The following is an 18,755-nucleotide window of genomic DNA, read 5'->3' on the forward strand; positions in this document are numbered from 1 at the left end:
CATCCCATCCGTCCCCCCACCCCACAAAACCTGGTCCGCCTGGGCAGCCACCCGATGGCCTTCCTTGCCCGACCAGTACGCCTAAGAACACGAACTACCCGTCTCCGTAGACCCCGCCGCCCGCATGAATCCGCCTTGCGCCCCAGGCACCAAACGCCAGCCACCCCTTTGAGCACCCCTCAGTCATTTTCCGGCCCGCTCAGTGACTGAACCGTGCTCAAGGCGCGCGCCGGGGCTCGCGCCGACGGAGAAAGCCTCGCGAGAATCTCAGCCAATAGGCTGTTGGATCCGGAGTGAGGCGTTCGTAGTGGGGGTAAGGATCGGCCGGAGAAGCCGCCGGCCTGACAGAAAGGCATGGCGCCATGCGGAAACTGATCTACGGCATGAACCTGACCTTGGACGGCTACATCACCGCGCCCCGCGACGACATCAGCTGGGGCGTGCCGAGCGACGAACTGTTTCAGTGGTGGCTCGACCAGGAACTGGCGATCGGGCTGCTGCTGTACGGCCGCAAGCTGTGGGAGGCGATGAGCTCCCACTGGCCGACCGGCGACCAGCAGCCCGACGCCACCCCGGCCCAGATCGAGTTCGCACGCAACTGGCGGGACACCCCGAAGCTGGTGTTCTCCTCAACGATCAACAAGGTCGACTGGAACACCCGCCTGTTCACCGGCGACGCCGTACCGGAGATCACCCGGCTGAAGGCCGACGACGGCGAGCCGATGAGAGTCACCGGCGCCACACTCGCCGGCGCGGCGATGCGAGCCGGGCTAGTCGACGAGTACGAGATCGTCACCCACCCGGTGCTGGTCGGCAGCGGCACACCGTTCTACCCCACGCTGGACAACTGGGTGAACCTGAACCTGGTGGAGACACGAACATTCCCCGGCGGCGTAACTCTGGCCAGATACGAACCGACGCGCTGAGCTGACACCGCGAATCGACGATTGGGAATCACGGCAGGTGGATAGCCCCGGGGCACGCGAGTCGGCCGTGTTGAGGTGATTGAGTGTGGGGTGTGTCGTCGAGTGGAAGGAGTGTGTCGTCGGAAATCGGTTGCCGGCTGCACGGTCCGTTCACTCGATGGCCGATGGTGCTGTGGCCGGTGGTGGATGGTGCGGCGATCGAAGCCACGTGTCACTCGCATGCCGCACCGGCTATCTCGACGAACGGGAGCCTGCTGGACCACTGCACAGGACTTGACCGTCCTCCGTTGACAGATGCACGACACTCGTCCGCCAGGTGATATGCGGCAGTCTGCAGCCCGGACCGCGGGATGTGAGTGCGTTTCGCGCGCCTGGCCCATGCGATCATCACCCCATGTTGCACGTGTCTGAGGACGGCACTGCCGTTGCCCTTCGATGGGGTAGTGCGGACCGCGTGGCGGAGATCGAGTTCGCGTCCCCGCGCTTTCGCTACCGCGATGCCTCGGACCCATACCTGGCTTCCGACGACATAGTCGAGTACACGGTTCGCCTTTCGGGGAACGGGTTGGTAGCAGAAGTGCTGGTGCTGAGTCACGACACTGCCGGCGCCGGATTGCCTGCGTTCCTCGAGCGGTTGGGCGAAGATTTTCGCGGTTGGGACGGCACACGTATGTGGGTGAACTCGGACCGCGATCTCGGGGTTGAAGCCACCTGGTCGTCGCGCGGGCACGTCGACCTCCGCTGGTGGATCACGCCCAGCCTCTACGACAAGTGGAGCGCCGCGGTTGTCGTGCAAGTCGAGGCGGGTGCTGAAATGTCAGCCCTCGCCCACGAACTGTCGTCATTCTTCGCTCTCTGAGCCGGTGCTATCGATTGATGGGGTGCTGCGGGTGGTCGACGCCATGCCGCCTCACTTCCGGATGATGGTGCTGCCGGCCACCTTCACACGAGTCTGCGATTCGGCGAGCTGGCTGGGCTTTTCCGTCGAAACGTCGATCTATCCACAGGGTTTGTCACAGTCGTGGAAAACCAGGCCCAACTGAGCAGCGGCGAACTGTTCCTGAAGGATCCGAAGTCAGCCACCGGCCGCCGCGCCGTCCCCATGCCAGATGACCTCCTGGACGAGCTGAAGCAGCACCTAGCCAAGTACGCCGAGAAGGGGAGGACGGCCGCGTCTTCGTCGGCTCGAAGGGCCGTTCGCGCGTCATCGCCGACAAGCTGAACGACCGGCTCCGTCAAGCTCGACCGAAGAGCGGAAACGCCGGGAAAGGGCACGTGGAGGGCACGGAGTCTCCGGAGAACGAAAAATCCGGACCCACTGGGAGTCCGGATTCACGCTCGGATGAGCTTCGTGGAGACGAGGGGACTTGAACCCCTAACCCCTGCCTTGCAAAGGCAGTGCTCTGCCAATTGAGCTACGCCCCCGTGGTGGGGATTTAGTGGCCCGGGGTGACCGGGTCTACGGCTTCGGCCCAGAGGTCCTTGTCCGCGCGGGACTGCTGGGTCTTCTTGTACGCGAAGTATCCACCGATGCCGGCCAAGAGCACCAGCAGAATCTTTCGGAACACCGGGGACTCCTCGGATCGGGGGTTTCACGATCTGGTGGGCCTAACTGGATTTGAACCAGTGACCTCTGCCTTATCAGGGCAGCGCTCTAACCAACTGAGCTATAGGCCCGTATCTACGGGGTCGAACTCGGGAGAGATTACCGCACCGAGCGCCTGTCCTCCAAAACGGTTTCGGCCGGGCCGCAGCGGGCCCGGCCGACAGGGCTCAGTCTTCCGACGCGAGCGTGACCTCGAGACCGCCGAGGAGCGTGGCGGCGATGTTGTAGAGGAAGGATCCGAGGGTGGCCAGGGCCGTGATGATCAGCACATCGGCGCAGGCGAGCAGGGTGGTGAAACCCATCACCTTGCCGGTGTTGATGTAGTTCTCGATCCGGAACGGTTCGGTGTTCGGGTTGCCGAGGACCTCGGTGACGGTGCTGTTGATGTTGTCGAAGACACCGGCGGCACCGATCGCGGACCAGACGATGAAGACGGCGACCCAGGTCACGATGCCGAAGGCGATCGAGAGCAGGAAGGCGGTCTTCATGACCGACCACGGGTCGATCCGCGACATCCGCAGCCGCGCCTTGCGGGTCTGGCCCTTGGCCGCGGCCTTGGAGCCGTCGCCGAACTCGACGCTGTCGGTGTCGTCGGACTTGCCCGTGACGGCGGCGGCCTTGTCGAGGACGGCCTGACGGGCCGCACTGACCTTGTCACCGAACGTCTCGGTCTTGCTGACAACACCGGTACTACGCCCAGTCAGCCCGTACGCCGACTCACTGTCGACCGGCTTGCCCGCCGCCGGCGTGGTCGGGGACCACGGTTCCGGGCGGCTCGGCGTACTGGGTGTGGGGGTGGATCGCGTCGTCCCCGGCTGGGCCGCCGGACGGACCGGCGGCTGCTGGGCAGGGCGAACCGGCGCCCCGGCAGTGCCGGGACGCTGTTGCTGCGGGCGGAGCTCGGCGGCCGGGCGCTGCCCGTTTCCACTGGGAGTGGCGCCGGAGCGACCGTTGGAGGGCGGACTGGCCGGCGTGGACTGCTTCTCGCTCGGCGCCGGGCGCTGAGACTTGGAGCTGTCCGCACCTTCGGGCCAGGTCGGCCTCGCGCGGTTGGTCATCAGTTACCCTCCTGGCCGGCTTCGTCGTCTTCGACCGTAGCCGCGCCGTTCACATCCGTCGAACGCTCGTCGGTAGTACTGACGCTCCCAGAGGGTGTTTCGGTTGTCGGAGCGTCCACATTCTGGGCATCCTCGGCGACAACGCCCTCGGCCGCCTCGGCGTCCTCGACCTCTTCGACGGTCAGATCGGTGTTCCGGGCGATCGCGACGACCGCGTCGGACTCGCCGACACCGGCGAACCGGACGCCCATCGTGTCGCGACCCTTGACCGGCACACTGTCGACCCGGCTGCGGACGACCTGGCCGCTGGCCTTGATCGCGAGCACCTGGTCCTCGTCGACGACGACGATCGCGCCGACCAGCGAACCGCGCTCGTCGTTCAGCTTGACCGCCTTGATGCCGAGACCGCCACGACCCTGCTGGCGGTACTCCGACACCTTGGAGCGCTTGGCGTAGCCGGCGTCGGTGACGGTGAAGACGAACTGCGCCTCCTCCTCCGAGCCGGCCCGGATGACGGCCATCGACAGCAGCTCGTCACCGTTGCGGAACTTCATGCCGGTGACGCCGGAGGTGGCCCGGCCCATCGGGCGGAGCTGCTCGTCGCTCGCGGTGAAGCGGATCGACTGGCCCTTCTTGGAGACGAGCATCAGGTCGTCCTCGGCCGAGGCCAGCTCGGCGCCGATCAATTCGTCGTCCGCGTCGCGGAAGTTGACCGCGATGATGCCGCTCTGCCGGGCCGAGTCGTAGTCGGTCAGCGAGGTCTTCTTGACCAGACCGCGCTTGGTGGCGAGCAGCAGGTACGGCTCCTGCTCGTAGTCGCGCAGTGTCAGCACCTGCGCGATCTCCTCGTCCGGCTGGAACGAGAGCAGACCGGCGACGTGCGAACCCTTGGCGTCGCGCGCCGACTCGGGCAGCTGCCACACCTTGGCCCGGTAGACCCGGCCCTTGGTGGTGAAGAACAGCATCCAGTGGTGGTTCGTGGTGGTGAAGAAGTGGCCGATCTCGTCCTCGGCCCGCATCGTCGCGCCCCGAACACCCTTACCGCCCCGGTTCTGGGTCCGGTACAGGTCGGTCTTGGTGCGCTTGGCGTAGCCACCACGGCTGATCGTGACGACGACTTCCTCGTCCGGGACCAGGTCCTGGACGGACAGGTCGCCGTCGGCGGCGATGATCTCGGTACGACGGTCGTCGCCGAACTTGTCGACGATCTCGGTCAGCTCGTCGCGGACGATGTGCCGCTGCCGGACCGGGTCGGCCAGGATGTCCTCGAGGTCGGCGATGACGGCCTCGAGCTCGTTCAGCCGGTCGATGATCTTCTGCCGCTCCAGGGCGGCCAGCCGGCGCAGCTGCATGTCGAGGATCGCCTGTGCCTGGATCTCGTCGATCTCGAGCAGGCTGATCAGGCCCTGGCGGGCCTCTTCGACGTCGGGGCTGCGGCGGATCAGCGCGATGACCTCGTCCAGCGCGTCGAGCGCCTTCACGTATCCGCGGAAGATGTGCGCGTTCTTCTGCGCCTCACGCAGGCGGTACCGGGTCCGGCGCTGGATGACCTCGATCTGGTGGTCGATCCAGTGCGTGATGAACAGGTCCACGCTGAGCGTGCGCGGCACGCCGTCAACCAGGGCCAGCATGTTGCAGCCGAAAGTGTCCTGCAGCTGCGTGTGCTTGTAGAGGTTGTTCAGTACGACGCGCGGCTGGGCGTCGCGCTTGAGCACGATCACCAGGCGCTGGCCGGTCCGCGATGACGTGTCGTCGCGGATGTCGGCGATCCCGGTCATCTTGCCGGTGTTCACCAGCTCGGCGATCTTCTGCGCCAGGTTGTCCGGGTTGACCATGTACGGCAGCTGGCTGACGACCAGGCTGGTCCGGCCCTTGGCGTCTTCCTCGATGTCGACGACCGCGCGCATCGTGACCGAGCCACGACCGGTGCGGTAGGCGTCGTCGATGCCCTTGTAGCCGACGATGAGGGCGCCGTTCGGGAAGTCCGGGCCCTTGATGTTCTCCATGCACGCGGCCAGGACTTCTTCCTGGGTCGCGTCCGGGTTCTCCAGGCACCATTGCGCGGCGGCCGCGACCTCGCGCAGGTTGTGCGGCGGGATCATCGTCGCCATGCCGACCGCGATCCCGGCGGAGCCGTTCACCAGCAGGTTCGGGAAGCGGGCCGGCAGGATGACCGGCTCCTGCGAGCGGCCGTCGTAGTTGGCGCGGAAGTCGACCGTCTCCTGGTCGATGTCGCGCACCATCTCCATGGCCAGCGGGGCCAGCCGGCACTCCGTGTACCGCATCGCGGCCGCGGGGTCGTTACCGGGTGAACCGAAGTTTCCCTGTCCCTGGATCATCGGCGCGCGCATCACCCACGGCTGCGCCAGCCGGACCAGGGTGTCGTAGATCGCCGAGTCACCGTGCGGGTGGTACTGACCCATCACGTCACCGACGATGCGCGAGCACTTGGAGAAACCGCGGTCCGGGCGGTAGCCGCCGTCGTACATGGCGTAGAGGATGCGCCGGTGCACCGGCTTCAGGCCGTCGCGCACCTCGGGCAGCGCGCGGCCGACGATGACGGCCATCGCGTAGTCGAGGTACGACTGCTGCATCTCCGTCTGCAGATCGAGGGGCTCGATCCGGTCGTGTCCAGGGGCAGTGGGGGTCTCGGTCATCTGATGCTCGTCCCGTTCGTGTCAGACGTCGTACGTCGCTGAAGTCGGCGCAGGAGTGGTAGCGGCCCCGAAGAGGCGAGGCCGCGGCACTCAGATATCAAGGAACCGAACGTCCTTGGCGTTGCGCTGGATGAAGTTCCGGCGAGCCTCGATGTCGTCACCCATCAGGGTCGCGAAGGTCTCGTCGGCCCGGGCCGCGTCGTCCAGGGTGATCTGCAGCAGCACCCGGTTGGCCGGGTCCATCGTGGTTTCCCACAGCTCCTGGGCGTTCATCTCGCCCAGACCCTTGTAGCGCTGGATCGCGTTGTCCTTCGGCAGCTTCTTGCCGGCCTCGATCCCGGCCTCGAGCAGACCGTCCTTCTCCCGCTCGGTGTAGGCGAGCTCAGGGGTCTGGTTGCTCCAGCGGATCTTGTACAGCGGCGGCTGCGCGGCGTAGACGTGGCCGCGCTCGATCAGCGGCCGCATGAACCGGAACAGCAGGGTGAGCAGCAGCGTCCGGATGTGCTGACCGTCGACGTCCGCGTCGGCCATCAGCACGATCTTGTGGTACCGCAGCTTCTCCTCGTCGAAGTCCTCGTGGATGCCGGTCCCGAGGGCGGAGATGATCGCCAGTACTTCGTTGTTCTGCAGAACGCGGTCGATCCGGGCCTTCTCGACGTTCAGGATCTTGCCCCGGATCGGCAGGATCGCCTGGTACTTCGGATCGCGGCCACCCTTGGCCGAGCCACCGGCCGAGTCACCCTCGACGATGTAGACCTCGCACTCGGCCGGGTTCGTCGACTGGCAGTCGGACAGCTTGCCCGGCAGGCCGCCGCCACCCAGCAGACCCTTGCGGTTGCGGGCCAGCTCGCGCGCCTTGCGGGCGGCGATCCGGGCACTCGCGGCCGCGGTGGCCTTGCGGATGATCTCGCGGCCCTCGGCCGGGTTCTGCTCGAACCAGGCGCCGAGCCGGTCGTTGACGACCCGCTGGGTGAAGCCCTTCACCTCGGTGTTGCCGAGTTTGGTCTTGGTCTGGCCCTCGAACTGCGGGTTGCCGAGCTTGACCGAGATGATCGCGGTCAGGCCTTCGCGGATGTCGTCACCGGTGAGCCTGTCCTCCTTCTTCTTGATCATGCCCTGGTCCTCGGCGAACGAGTTGACCAGTGAGGTGAGCGCGGCCCGGAAGCCCTCTTCGTGGGTGCCGCCCTCGTGGGTGTTGATCGTGTTCGCGAAGGTGTGCACGGACTCCTGGTAGGAGCCGCTCCACTGCATCGCGACCTCGAGGCTCAGCGATCCGTCGGCCTGCGCGGCCTCGAACGCGATCACGTCGCGGTGCACGGTCTCGCGGATCCCGGTCAGGTATTTCACGTAGTCGACCAGGCCCGCTTCGTACCTGAAGGACTGCTCGGCCGGCTGCCCGTCCTCGATGAACTCCGGGCGCTCGTCGCGGATGACCAGCTCGAGGCCCTTGTTCAGGAAGGCGTACTCGCGGAAGCGGGTGCTCAGCGTCTCGAACGAGAACGTGGTCGTCTCGAAGACTCCCGGGCTCGGCCAGAAGGTGATCGTGGTGCCGTCGGAGTCCGACGTACCGATCTCGGCCAGGTCCTCGTCCGGGACACCGAAGGTGAAGGACTGGGTGTAGATCTTGCCGTTCTTGTTGACATCCACCCGGAGCCGGTCCGACAGCGCGTTCACGACCGAGACACCGACGCCGTGCAGACCACCGGACACCTTGTAGCCGCCGCCACCGAACTTGCCACCGGCGTGCAGAACGGTCAGGACGACCGTGACGGCCGGCTTGCCCTCGGACTCGACGATGTCGACCGGGATACCACGGCCGTTGTCGACGACGCGAACGGCGCCGTCGGGCATCAGGGTGACCACGATCTTGTCGCAGAACCCGGCGAGTGCCTCGTCCACCGCGTTGTCCACGACCTCGGTGACGAGGTGGTGCAGACCGCGCTCACCGGTCGAGCCGATGTACATACCGGGCCGCTTGCGGACCGCGTCGAGCCCTTCGAGGACCTGGATCGCGCTGGCGTCGTACTCCTTCTCGACGACGCTGGACTGGATCTCGGTCAGCAGTTCTTCTTCTTCGATCTCTGCGACTGCACTGCCGGTGTCCTCTGCGGACGTTGTTTCGTCGATCTCGGTCGGCTCGTCGGTCACCGGCTGTTGTCCTCCTCGGACCCCGCGTTCGCGAGGCATCGCGGCACACTGGAAGCGGCCACTACAGTGTTGTCAGGGGCGCAGCTCGTCGTACACGGTCTATCTTACCCGTCGACCGAAGCAGAACCTGCCATCAGCCGCCCGAAACTCACCTCAGGGCGTCTTTTCGCCCTCCTCGCCATGTCCCCTCTCGCGGGTGGGGGGCCGGAAAGCGCTCACGGGCGCTCAGTGGCCTCCGGCAGTTTCACCACTGACCCGGTACGGCGCCGCCTGCCGGCCACCGGTCCAGACCGCCTTACGCGCACCCGCTGCCCCTTAGGATCGCTGGCGTGGAGAGTCTTGACGACGTCATCGACGACCTGATCGCCGACCGGGTGATTCGCCGGCACCGGCGGACCTGGCTGATCGTGATCGGTGCCGTGGTCGTGATCGCCCTGCTGGTGCTGGTCACCGGCGGCTGGAAGGAGAAGACCGGCCGGGCCGTCCCGACGCTGGTGGCCACCGTCGATGCGCCGGCCACGGTCTCTGCGGGCCGCTGGGAGTACAGCTTCAGCAAGGCCGAGATCATCCGCGAGCCCAAGACCGAGTACTCCGCCGCGAAGGCCGAGCTGCGCGTCTACTTCGACCTGCGCAACATCGACACCGAGGAGAAGGAGAGCGACTCCCTGGCCGGAAACCTGGTCCGGCTGGTTCCCGGTGGCGGCCAGGACCTGATCGAGTCCAACGGAGGCACCTGCCGCGGCGAGATCGGCTGGGTAATGGTCTACGGTCTGCCGGCGGAGAGCTGCTTCACCAAGTTCGAGATCGCGCCGGACTTCAGCGCGGACCAGATCGAGGTCGGCATCCTCGGTGAGCAGTACATCTCCGACAACGGGCTGCTCGGCGCCAACGAGGAGCCGTACTGGCACCTGCCGGAGGCGACCGCCGTCGTCCGGCTGAAGCCGTCTGTCGTCGTCAAGGACGAGGAGAAGTAGGAGTGAAGCTCTACCGCCCCGCCACCATCGCCGTCGGCGTCCTGTTCGTGCTGATCGGCGGCCTGACCCGGCTGGCCACCCCGGACCAGGTGTTCGAGGAACAGAACATGGAGATCAGCAAGGGGACCATCGGCCAGCCACTGCAGTTCGGCCAGGACGCCTCGCTGACGATTGTCCGGATGCAACTGGCCAAGTCGGTGCTCGACGCGAACTCGTCCACGGACGAGAAGCCGATCGAGACCAACGGCGTGTTCGTCGCGCTGGAGTGGGAGAGCACCGCGGGCGCCGGCAAGCCGGACCGGCCCGATCCCACGCTGACCTCGGACGGTGATGCCGTCTTCACGCCGGTCGGGCTCACGTACTCCGGGATCGAGTTCGGGGCTGCCGGTTTCACGAACGCCGGCGCGATCGTCTTCGAGGTCGACCCGGCCCAGCTCGAGGGACTGACGCTGGACGTGCAGCCCTCGCAGCTGTGGAACGTGCTGAACCGGAAGGTGTCGGTCGATCTCGGTATCCCGGGCGCCGCGAGCGCACAGATGCTGCTCGACACGGCTGTGGATCAGTACGTGCTCCCCGAGCGGGATGTCCGGGTGGCGTCATGAAGGACGCGAGCCGCGCCGCCCGGCTGGCGGCGCAGATCTCACTGCTGCTGGTCCTGCTGGCCACCAGTTGCTTCCTGATGCTGAAGACCTACCTCGGCGACCCGGAGCAGAACTTCAACGACGGCGCGATCAACCACGTCGTCGCCAAGGGCCCGGTCACCATCGGCCGGGCGGCCTGGCAACTGGACTCGATGACCGTCTACACCCGGCTGGTCGACACCAAGGGTGAAGAGATCAAGGTCGACCGTCCGGCCGGCGCGGTCATCGTCGTTGCCCAGTTGCGCGTCACTGCGCTCGACGGTCTACGAATCAAGGACGGCGGTTTCCTTTGCTCCGCCGCGCTCCGCGACGACCGTGGGAACACCTGGCAGACCACCAGTGCCAGCAGGTTCCCGATCCAGACAAGCTGCTCCGACTACGACCATCCGTTCCCGCGGAACAAGGCCACCAAGGTCGCGCAAATCTTCGTCGTACCGGCGGAGGCCGTTCCGCACCTGCAGGGTGTGGTGGTCACCAACCGCGACGAGTACGAGCGGTTCCTGATCACCGTCTAGTCGCTCAGGCGGTCGCCTTCGCCGCGGCCGCCGCTTCGGTACGGCGTTCGCTGCCGACCGAGATGCACAGGTCGAAAGCCGCCGCCAGCAAGGCGATCCGGATCGGCTCGAAGATGATGCTGCGAATGAAGTCCGCGATCTCGTGGTTCATCAGGCCCCACCGCTGACCGTGGATGCCGATGGCACGCTGGATCGCGACGAACAGCCAGTCGTCACCGAGCAGCCAGACCGTGTAGAGCATGCAGACCACACCGAGGAAGACCGGTCCGACCCGGACGAGCAGCCGGAACGCGTTCAGCGTCGGGTAGAACTTCTCCCGGAATCCGCCGAGCAGAAGATCCGGCGCTTTGTTGGTCAGGGCAACGAACCGGTTGGGCTGCGGCGCTTCCGCGCCGACCCGTGCGCCGAGCCGTCGCTCCACTCCCGTGCCAGTGAACACGCCACGGCTCGACAGCACCCGGTGGCCGAAGACGACGGTCGTGATCGCCAACCAGGTCAGGGGTTCCGCGACCCCCAGCTTGAACAGCGGCCAGAGGGTTTCCCAGGTGAAGCCCCAGAGGAACTCGATGCCGGCCGGCAGCGGGATCTTGATCGCGGCCCAGAAGTCCTTCCAGGCATCGAACCAATCGACCGACCAGTACCAGAAGTTGCGATCCTTGAACCAGTACTTGGCGTCGTCGATCGCGTACGTCGAGACAACCACAGTGAGCAGCAGGAAGAACGACTCCGCCCACACCTGGGCGAACTTGACCGGCCGGCTCGGCCACCGGTCATCGACGGCCTGCAGGATCCGCCGCAGGACCAGCAGGATGACAATCGCCGGCACGTACTTGTGCCACTGCCCGCCTGGCAGCTCGAAGAACAACGCCCCCTGTTGGAGACCCCGCTCCACGTTGTTGCTCGTCGACAGTTCGGTGACCTGGCCCTCCAGGAACCCCCACGCCGACCAGACCGCGACCAGCGGCAGCAACGTGACGGCGACCAGTTCCAGAAAGCCCTGCTGCGTCGGGTCCGAAGTCTCCTCAGACTTGTTCCGGGCGGCATCGCGCCACCGGTACAGCGAACTCGCGCAGGTTCGAATCATGCCGATCGACGCGGTGATCTGGATCATCACACCGATCGCGAAGACCCCGACCCCCAGGCTCCCGTGCGCGTGCTCGTCCAACCAGATGGCAGCCCGCACACAGGCCTTGAAGCCCACATACCCGACCAACCACCAGGTGATCAGAGGCAGCAGGTTCCGCCACCAGAGCCGGAAGGTGTCTCCGATCAGCTGGACCATTTCGCGGAAGCCATCGACCAGGGTGCGCATCGCGCCCGATCCTAGGTCATCGCGGGGCGACGATGGCGACCCCCGCGGGCTATCCCGGCCGGACGGGCTCCGCACTGACCACACTGGGCTTCGGCAGGGCCAACCGGAGAACCACTTTCGGCTCCCAGACCAAACTGCCCCGGTACTTGAAGGTGCACTTGTGGTCGTTCTGGTAGGTCTGCTGGAAGTAGTTGCGGGTGAAGGTATGCCCCATCGTGGAGTCCCACGTCTTCTCCGACCACTTCTTCACCGCGTCGTAGTGCCGCCGGGGATCGCCGTCCCACTGGGAGAACACATCGGCCCCGCACTTCTCGTCGTTCTTCTGGAGCTTCCAGGTGGCCGACCGCTTGGTCGAGTCAATCGTGTACTGCGACGGTTTTCCGACCCAGCTCCAGCAGTAGACGACGGTCTGCGTGTAAGCCCCCACAGGTTTGTTGCCCTTGTTCGAGAGCAGTGTGGCCGTGCCGCGCGCCGTCGTACAGCCGCGATCGCCCGGCGCCGCAGCAGCGGTGAGGGGGACTGCGCAGAGGGCCAGCGCGGCTGAGGCCGCCAGGAAACGTCGTCGCATAGTCATCGACGTTAGTTACTGATAATGACGACTACGTAACAGATTGTGAGCGATCAGCCGTAGGTGTCGCGCGGACCGCGGCCGCCGCGGACTGTGCGGGGGCCGCGGCGCCAACTGGGGGCGTGAGGGCCTTGGACGTTGACGGCGACGACGGTGCCGTCGCCCAGTTCCGCGTTGAGGCGGCGGACGAGGTCGGGGGCGAGGAGTTTGAGCTGCGTCGCCCAGGCTGTGGACGAGGTCCGGACGGTGAGGATGTTGTTCTCGTAGGACTCCGGGGTGCAGTGCTGGGCTGTCTCGCGGCCGACGATCGTGGGCCAGCGAGCCATCACCCCGTGTACGGCGACGTCCACCTCCCAGCCCTGGTCGCGCATCAGGCGGCCGAGGGTGTTGGTGAGCTTCTGCGGGTCGCGGTCGTCGGGGCGGGCACCGCTGACCTGGACGCCCTCGATGCGCGAGCGGCGCTTGCGCTTGACCGGCTTGAAGCCGCCGTTCGCCGCCTGCTGCTTGAGCCGGCCGGCGAGGGATTTCGCCAGGTCCAGCCCCTGCTTGTCGTGCTCCTCGTCCTCCGGCAACTCTGGAGCGACGAGGCTGTCGTCGTCGCTCTCAGAGGAATTCCGGGGTTCAGGCACGACGGACGGTCCCGTCGCCGACTTCGAAGCGCACTCCGCTGAGCTCCGCGGGCACGTCCGCGCCGACCGCAGCGGTCACGAGCACCTGCTCGGCCGGAGCCACCAGCTCGGCCAACCGATCCCGGCGACTGGTGTCGAGCTCGGCGAACACGTCATCCAGGATCAGCACCGGTTCACCCCCGTCCGCCCGCAGCAGCTCGTACGACGCCAGTCGCAGCGCGAGTGCGTACGACCAGGACTCACCGTGACTCGCATACCCCTTCGCAGGCAAGTCCCCAAGCCCCAGTACGACGTCATCTCGGTGCGGGCCGACGAGCGAAACCCCGCGGTCGAGTTCGTCCTGCCGCTTCTCCAGGACCGTGGCGAGGATGACCTCCGCCAGTTGCTCACGAGACGTGACCCCGGGCTCGAGCGGAATCGACGACTTGTACTCCAGCCGCGCATCACCCTTGCCGCGGGCAACAGCGTCGTACGCGTCGGCTGTCAACGGACGCAACGCCTCGAGCAGCTCCAGCCGCGTCGCGAGCAACTCCGCGCCGGTCCGGGCGAGGTTGGAATCCCACACCTCGAGCGTGCGTAGTTGTGCCTCAGCGGAGCTCGTCCGATTCTGCCGACGAGCCTGCGAAGCGCTGCGCAGCAAGGAGTTCCGCTGCTTGAGCACCCGGTCGTAGTCAGCCCGTACGCCGGCCATCCGCGGTGCGCGCAGTGTCAGCAGCTCGTCGAGGAACCGCCGCCGTTCCGACGGATCGCCCTTCACCAGCGCAAGATCTTCCGGCGCGAACAGCACCGTCCGGAGCAGACCGAGCACTTCCCGTGGCCGCGGAACCGGGGATCGGTTGATCCGGGCCCGGTTTGCCCGCCCAGGATTGATTTCCAGCTCGACCACGACGTCGCGGTCGTACTGGCTCTTGATCTCGGTCCGCACGATCGCCCGGGGAGCGCCGGCCCGCACCAGCGGTGCGTCGGTCGCCACCCGGTGCGAACCGAGCGTCGCGGTGTAGTGGATCGCCTCGACCAGGTTGGTCTTGCCGTGCCCGTTCGGCCCGACGAAGGCCGTCACGCCCGGAGCGAGCTCGACCTCCGCCTGCTGGTAGGACCGGAAGTCGATCAGACCCAGGGCGGTGACATACACCTCAGTGCTTGATCGGCGGCGTCGCGTACGACGGGTCGGCCGCGTCGGCACCCTTCACGGCGTGCCCACCGAACTGGTTGCGCATCGCGGCGATCGCCTTCATCGCCGGCGAGTCCTCCTGCCGGGACGCGAACCGCGCGAACAGCGCCGCCGCGATGGCCGGCACCGGTACGGCGTGGTCGATCGCGGCCTCGACGGTCCAGCGCCCTTCGCCGGAGTCATCGGCGTACCCGCGGATCTTCTCCAGGTGGGTATCGTCCTCGAGTGCGTTCACGAGCAGGTCGAGCAGCCAGGACCGGATCACGGTGCCCTCGCGCCAGGAGCGGAATGCCTCCGGCACGTTGTCGACGACATCCGCGGCCTCGAGCAGCTCGTAGCCCTCGGCGTACGCCTGCATGATCCCGTACTCGATGCCGTTGTGAACCATCTTCGAGAAGTGGCCCGCGCCGACCTTGCCGGCGTGCACGAACCCGAACTCGCCCTCGGGCTTGAGCGCCTCGAAGATCGGCATCACCGTGGCGATGGTGTCCTTCTCGCCGCCGCACATCAGCGCGTAGCCGTTCTCGAGACCCCAGACGCCACCGGAGACACCGCAGTCGGCGAACTTGATGCCCTTTTCGGCCAGCTGCGCCGCGCGCCGGGTGTCATCGGTCCAGCGGCTGTTGCCGCCGTCGATCACGATGTCGCCGGGGGAGAGCAGCTCGGCCAGCTCGGTGACGACCGGGTCGATGGCCTGCACCGGCACCATCACCCAGACGACCTTCGGCTGGTCGGACGCGCTGAGCTTGCCGACCATGTCGGCGAGATCCGTCGCGTCGGAGATGTCCTGGTTGTGGTCGAAGCCGACAACCGTGTGACCAGCGTTGCGGATCCGCTGGCGCATGTTGCCGCCCATCTTGCCGAGACCGACAAGGCCGAGCTCCATCGTGAATCCCCTTGTTCTGTTGGCGTTCAGCTGTTCAGACGGACCGGCATCAGCACGTACCGGAACTCGCTGATCGGGTCACCCTCGAAGTCTCGCACGCCGGTCAGCTCGGCCGGCTTGGTGGCCTGCGTGAACGCCAGGTGAGCAACCGGCGTACCGATCGCGCTGAGACCGTCGAGCAGGTACGTCGGGTTGAAGCCGACCGTGACTGGATCACCGACGACGCGTGCCTCGATCGACTCCGAAGCCTGCGCCTCGTCTCCGCTGCCGGCATCCAGCGTCACGCTGTCCTCGGCGAAGGTCAGCCGGACCGGTGCGTTCCGCTCGGCGACCAGGGCGACGCGCTTCACGGCCTCGACCAGTACGGCGGTCTCGATCCGGACGCGAGTCTGGATCGCGGCGTCGGTCGGGATGATGCCGCGAACCTTCGGGAACTCGCCGTCGAGCAACCGGGTCGTGGCCCGGCGGTTACCCCCGGACACCTCGCCCTCGAAGCCGACGATGCCGTCACCACTGCCGGGCGCGGCCAGCGAGACGGTGACGTCCGAGCCGGTCATCGCTTTGGCCGTCTCCGACAGCACGCGGGCCGGGATCAGCGCGGCCGCGGAGGCGTCGGGGGACTCGGGGTTCCACTGGAGCTCACGGATCGCCAGCCGGTAGCGGTCGGTCGCGAGCAGCGAGATCGTGGATCCCTCGATCTCGACCCGCACACCGGTCAGCACCGGGAGGGTGTCTTCACGGCCGGCCGCAGTGACAACCTGCGAGACCGCCTGCGCGAAGACATCCGCCTTGATGGTGCCGCTGGCCGCCGGAAGGTCCGGCAACGCCGGATATTCCTCTGTGGGAAGCGTCTGGAGCGTGAACCGCGAACTGCCACAAGTGACCTGCGCCTTGGCGCCGTCCACCTGGAAGTCCACGGGCTGGTTCGGAAGACTCTTGGAGATGTCGGCGACGAGCCGGCCGGAGATCAAGCACTTACCGGTATCGGCCACCTGTGCAGGCACGGTGACGCGGACCGAGGTCTCGTAGTCGAAGCCGGACAGGGTGATCTGTCCGTCGCCTGCTTCGACCAATAGGCCGGCAAGGATCGGAACACTCGGGCGACTGGGCAAGCTACGCGCGGCCCAGGCCACCGACTCGGCCAGTACGTCGCGCTCGACGCGAAACTTCACCGCGGGGTGCCTCCTGATTCGGCTGGGTGCCAGGCAGATCCTGCCACGGACACGGGTGGTGTGTGCCCATCGGGGATGACGTGGCGCTCTCGGGCGGGTCGCGTCTGCATCTGGTGAGGGGTCTTGGAGCTGGTTGGGGGACCCAGCCTGACAGGTCCCGGCGATCGATGCGAGACGAGGTTTTCCCCAGGTTGGGCCGTTCGTTCAATTTATGGACTCAGATTCCTCTACAGGTTCCATAAGGTTCTTAGCACCTGTGGATTCTGTGGGAAACCCGAGACTTCGCAGGTCAGAGGCCGAATTGCCCTGTGTACGCCGTGTGGACGGCCACCGCTTTGTCTGGGGACGGCGGTGGACGAACTTTGCTGTCCCCACAGGCCGTCCACAACACACACCGAGCTATCCACTGCTTTACCCCCACTTTGTCCACAGGTGTGTCCCCACCCTGTGGGCTTGTTACTGCTGTTTCGCCTGGTGCTTGATCCGGTTCGTCAGCTCGGTCACCTGGTTGAAGACCGACCGCCGCTCGGACATCAACTGGCGGATCTTTCGTTCGGCATGCATGACCGTGGTGTGGTCGCGACCGCCGAACTGCTGACCGATCTTCGGCAGCGACAGATCCGTCAGCTCCCGGCACAGGTACATCGCGATCTGGCGGGCCGTCACCAGTACCCGGCTCCGGCTGGATCCGCAGAGGTCGTCGATCGACAGACCGAAGTACGAGGCGGTCTGGCCCATGATCATGCTCGACGTCACCTCGGGCTTGCTGCCTTCGGGGATCAGGTCCTTGAGCACGATCTCGGCCAGGCTCAGGTCGACCGGCTGCCGGTTCAGGCTGGCGAACGCGGTGACCCGGATCAGGGCGCCCTCGAGCTCACGGATGTTGGTCTGCACCTTCGAGGCGATGAACTCCAGCACCTCGGGCGGCGCAGTCAGTCGTTCGGTGGCCGCCTTCTTCCGCAGGATCGCGATCCGGGTCTCGAGGTCGGGCGGCTGGATGTCGGTGATCAGGCCCCACTCGAACCGGTTGCGCAGCCGGTCCTCCAGCGCCTCCAGTCGTTTCGGGGCCCGGTCGGAGCTGATCACGATCTGCTTGTTCGCGTTGTGCAGGGTGTTGAAGGTGTGGAAGAACTCTTCCTGCGTCTGGATCTTGCCCTCGAGGAACTGGATGTCGTCGATCAGCAGGACATCGACATCGCGGTACCGGCGCTGGAACTGGGACGCCTTGTCGTCGCGGATCGCGTTGATGAAGTCGTTGGTGAACTCTTCGCTCGACACGTACCGGACGCGGGCGCCGGTGTAGAGACTGCGCACGTAGTGGCCGATCGCGTGCAACAGGTGCGTCTTGCCCAGACCCGAGTCGCCGTAGATCAGTTGCGGGTTGTACGCCTTGCCCGGTGCCTCGGCGACCGCGACGGCGGCTGCGTGGGCGAACCGGTTCGAGCTACCGATGACGAAGGTCTCGAAGGTGTACTTCGGGTTCAGCCGGGCCTCGCCCTGCGCCTCGGTGGCCGGCTGTGCCGGTGCCGGGGCACCAGGCGGCCGACTGTCCGGACCGGACTGGTGACCGAACGGCTGCTGGGTCGGCTGACCGAACGGCTGATTCTGCTGAGGCGCATATTGCTGGGCCGCAGGCTGCTCGTACGACGGCGCCTGCTCCTGGGGCGGTTGCGCGATCGGCTGCTGAGCCGGCTGCCGGTAGGGCTGGGTGTGGCTCTGGTCCGGATCGGTCAATGCGGACTGGATCGTCGGCTGGTAGGAACCCTCGGTCCTGAGCGGCTCCCGGATCGGCGGCGGCGTCGGTGCCTGCGGCTGGAGCTCAGGGTCGAGCGACGGGTCGACGGTGACGGCGATTCGGATGTCCCGGCCGAAGCTCTCCGACAGGATCCGCTCAAGATCGGGACGCAGCCGGGTCTCCAGCTGACCGCGGGTGAAGTCGTCGGGCACCGCGACGATGGCGGTGCTCTCGTGCAGCGTGACCGGGCGCGAGTTGGTCAGCCAGGCGCGCTGGTTCGGCGGGAGACCAGCCAGGACTCGGGTCCACGCGTCGCCGAGATCCATCACCGGGGGAGCCGCTTCGGCACGGACCGGTGCCTCAACCCGGGGAGCCGGGGTGGGCGCTGGTGCCGGGATGGGTGCAGCGGGGACAGGTGCAGCCGGGAAGGGCGCAGCGGGAGCGTGTGTGGCGGGGTCATAGCCGGCCGGGATGCCTCCACCGGGAACGCCCGCGTCAGGGACGCTCGGCCCAGGGCCATCCGAGCGGGGGATCTCCGCAGCGGGGCTGTCCGAGCGGCGGATGCCTGCGCCGGGGATGCCTCCATCAGGGACTCCTGCGATCGGAACTCCTGCGATCGGAACTCCTGCGATCGGAACTCCTGCGATCGGAACTCCTGCGATCGGAACTCCTGCGATCGGAACACCTGCGATCGGAACACCTGCGCCAGGAACACCCGCGCGGGGGATTTCTGCGGCGGGGGTGTGCTCGGCGGGGG

At 66.6% G+C, this 18,755-nt stretch carries 16 protein-coding genes and 2 tRNA genes; 5 read left to right on the forward strand and 13 right to left on the reverse strand.

What is annotated here, in order from left to right; translation table 11 throughout:
• The first annotated feature begins 362 nt into the window (after nucleotides 1-362).
• Together E1263_RS35675 and E1263_RS35680 are read left to right on the forward strand one after the other, a co-directional pair.
• Nucleotides 363-926, forward strand: coding sequence for a dihydrofolate reductase family protein (locus E1263_RS35675; RefSeq protein ID WP_132175623.1), 564 nt, complete (start codon nucleotides 363-365; stop codon nucleotides 924-926).
• A 454-nt stretch (nucleotides 927-1,380) separates the two neighbouring features.
• Nucleotides 1,381-1,785, forward strand: coding sequence for a DUF6228 family protein (locus E1263_RS35680; protein ID WP_132175625.1), 405 nt, complete (start codon nucleotides 1,381-1,383; stop codon nucleotides 1,783-1,785).
• 493 nt (nucleotides 1,786-2,278) lie between these two features.
• On the opposite strand, the gene E1263_RS35685 is transcribed toward E1263_RS35680, so the two are convergent.
• The 6 genes from E1263_RS35685 to gyrB form a co-directional block, all read right to left on the reverse strand.
• A tRNA-Ala gene (locus E1263_RS35685) sits at nucleotides 2,279-2,351 on the reverse strand.
• A gap of 11 nt (nucleotides 2,352-2,362) precedes the next feature.
• Nucleotides 2,363-2,494, reverse strand: coding sequence for a DLW-39 family protein (locus E1263_RS43870; protein WP_238161857.1), 132 nt, complete (start codon nucleotides 2,492-2,494; stop codon nucleotides 2,363-2,365).
• 32 nt (nucleotides 2,495-2,526) lie between these two features.
• Nucleotides 2,527-2,603: transfer RNA gene (locus E1263_RS35690), tRNA-Ile, on the reverse strand.
• A 96-nt stretch (nucleotides 2,604-2,699) separates the two neighbouring features.
• Nucleotides 2,700-3,590, reverse strand: coding sequence for a DUF3566 domain-containing protein (locus tag E1263_RS35695; protein WP_132175627.1), 891 nt, complete (start codon nucleotides 3,588-3,590; stop codon nucleotides 2,700-2,702).
• The gene (gyrA, locus tag E1263_RS35700; RefSeq protein ID WP_132175629.1) at nucleotides 3,590-6,247 is read right to left on the reverse strand and encodes a DNA gyrase subunit A; all 2,658 of its coding nucleotides are present in this window, start codon (nucleotides 6,245-6,247) and stop codon (nucleotides 3,590-3,592) included. The genes E1263_RS35695 and gyrA overlap by 1 nt, the downstream gene beginning before the upstream one ends.
• Nucleotides 6,248-6,337: 90 nt before the next feature.
• Nucleotides 6,338-8,434, reverse strand: coding sequence for a DNA topoisomerase (ATP-hydrolyzing) subunit B (gene gyrB, locus E1263_RS35705; protein WP_420323404.1), 2,097 nt, complete (start codon nucleotides 8,432-8,434; stop codon nucleotides 6,338-6,340).
• Nucleotides 8,435-8,724: 290 nt separating this feature from the next.
• Here gyrB and E1263_RS35710 point away from each other — a divergent pair, with 290 nt between their 5' ends.
• The 3 genes from E1263_RS35710 to E1263_RS35720 are packed head-to-tail and all read left to right on the forward strand — an operon-like array spanning nucleotide 8,725 to nucleotide 10,525.
• Complete coding sequence (locus E1263_RS35710; RefSeq protein WP_132175633.1) at nucleotides 8,725-9,369, forward strand: hypothetical protein; 645 nt, start codon at nucleotides 8,725-8,727, stop codon at nucleotides 9,367-9,369.
• Nucleotides 9,370-9,371: 2 nt separating this feature from the next.
• Nucleotides 9,372-9,971: a hypothetical protein gene (locus E1263_RS35715; RefSeq protein WP_132175635.1), complete on the forward strand. Its 600-nt coding sequence runs from the start codon at nucleotides 9,372-9,374 to the stop codon at nucleotides 9,969-9,971.
• The gene (locus E1263_RS35720) at nucleotides 9,968-10,525 is read left to right on the forward strand and encodes a hypothetical protein (RefSeq protein ID WP_132175637.1); all 558 of its coding nucleotides are present in this window, start codon (nucleotides 9,968-9,970) and stop codon (nucleotides 10,523-10,525) included. Before E1263_RS35715 ends, E1263_RS35720 begins: the two co-directional genes overlap by 4 nt.
• Before the next feature lie 4 nt (nucleotides 10,526-10,529).
• Here E1263_RS35720 and E1263_RS35725 read toward each other — a convergent pair whose 3' ends face one another.
• From E1263_RS35725 to dnaA, 7 genes are all read right to left on the reverse strand, one after another.
• Nucleotides 10,530-11,837 (reverse strand): hypothetical protein, encoded by a 1,308-nt coding sequence (locus E1263_RS35725; RefSeq protein WP_132175639.1) that lies wholly within the window; start codon nucleotides 11,835-11,837, stop codon nucleotides 10,530-10,532.
• 49 nt (nucleotides 11,838-11,886) lie between these two features.
• The gene (locus E1263_RS35730) at nucleotides 11,887-12,405 is read right to left on the reverse strand and encodes a hypothetical protein (protein ID WP_132175641.1); all 519 of its coding nucleotides are present in this window, start codon (nucleotides 12,403-12,405) and stop codon (nucleotides 11,887-11,889) included.
• Nucleotides 12,406-12,458: 53 nt separating this feature from the next.
• The gene (locus E1263_RS35735; RefSeq protein ID WP_132175643.1) at nucleotides 12,459-13,034 is read right to left on the reverse strand and encodes a DciA family protein; all 576 of its coding nucleotides are present in this window, start codon (nucleotides 13,032-13,034) and stop codon (nucleotides 12,459-12,461) included.
• On the reverse strand, nucleotides 13,027-14,166 hold the full coding sequence (recF, locus tag E1263_RS35740) for a DNA replication/repair protein RecF (protein ID WP_132175645.1): 1,140 nt from the start codon (nucleotides 14,164-14,166) through the stop codon (nucleotides 13,027-13,029). Before recF ends, E1263_RS35735 begins: the two co-directional genes overlap by 8 nt.
• A gap of 1 nt (nucleotide 14,167) precedes the next feature.
• Nucleotides 14,168-15,091 (reverse strand): phosphogluconate dehydrogenase (NAD(+)-dependent, decarboxylating), encoded by a 924-nt coding sequence (gene gnd / locus E1263_RS35745; protein WP_132175647.1) that lies wholly within the window; start codon nucleotides 15,089-15,091, stop codon nucleotides 14,168-14,170.
• A 26-nt stretch (nucleotides 15,092-15,117) separates the two neighbouring features.
• Nucleotides 15,118-16,263, reverse strand: a complete 1,146-nt coding sequence (dnaN, locus tag E1263_RS35750) for a DNA polymerase III subunit beta (protein ID WP_132175649.1) — start codon at nucleotides 16,261-16,263, stop codon at nucleotides 15,118-15,120.
• A 456-nt stretch (nucleotides 16,264-16,719) separates the two neighbouring features.
• Entirely contained in the window at nucleotides 16,720-18,324 is a 1,605-nt protein-coding gene (dnaA, locus tag E1263_RS35755) for a chromosomal replication initiator protein DnaA (protein WP_132175651.1), read from the reverse strand.
• Nucleotides 18,325-18,755 lie beyond the last annotated feature (431 nt).

The sequence above is a fragment of the Kribbella antibiotica genome, from assembly GCF_004349055.1.
Taxonomy (GTDB): domain Bacteria; phylum Actinomycetota; class Actinomycetes; order Propionibacteriales; family Kribbellaceae; genus Kribbella; species Kribbella antibiotica.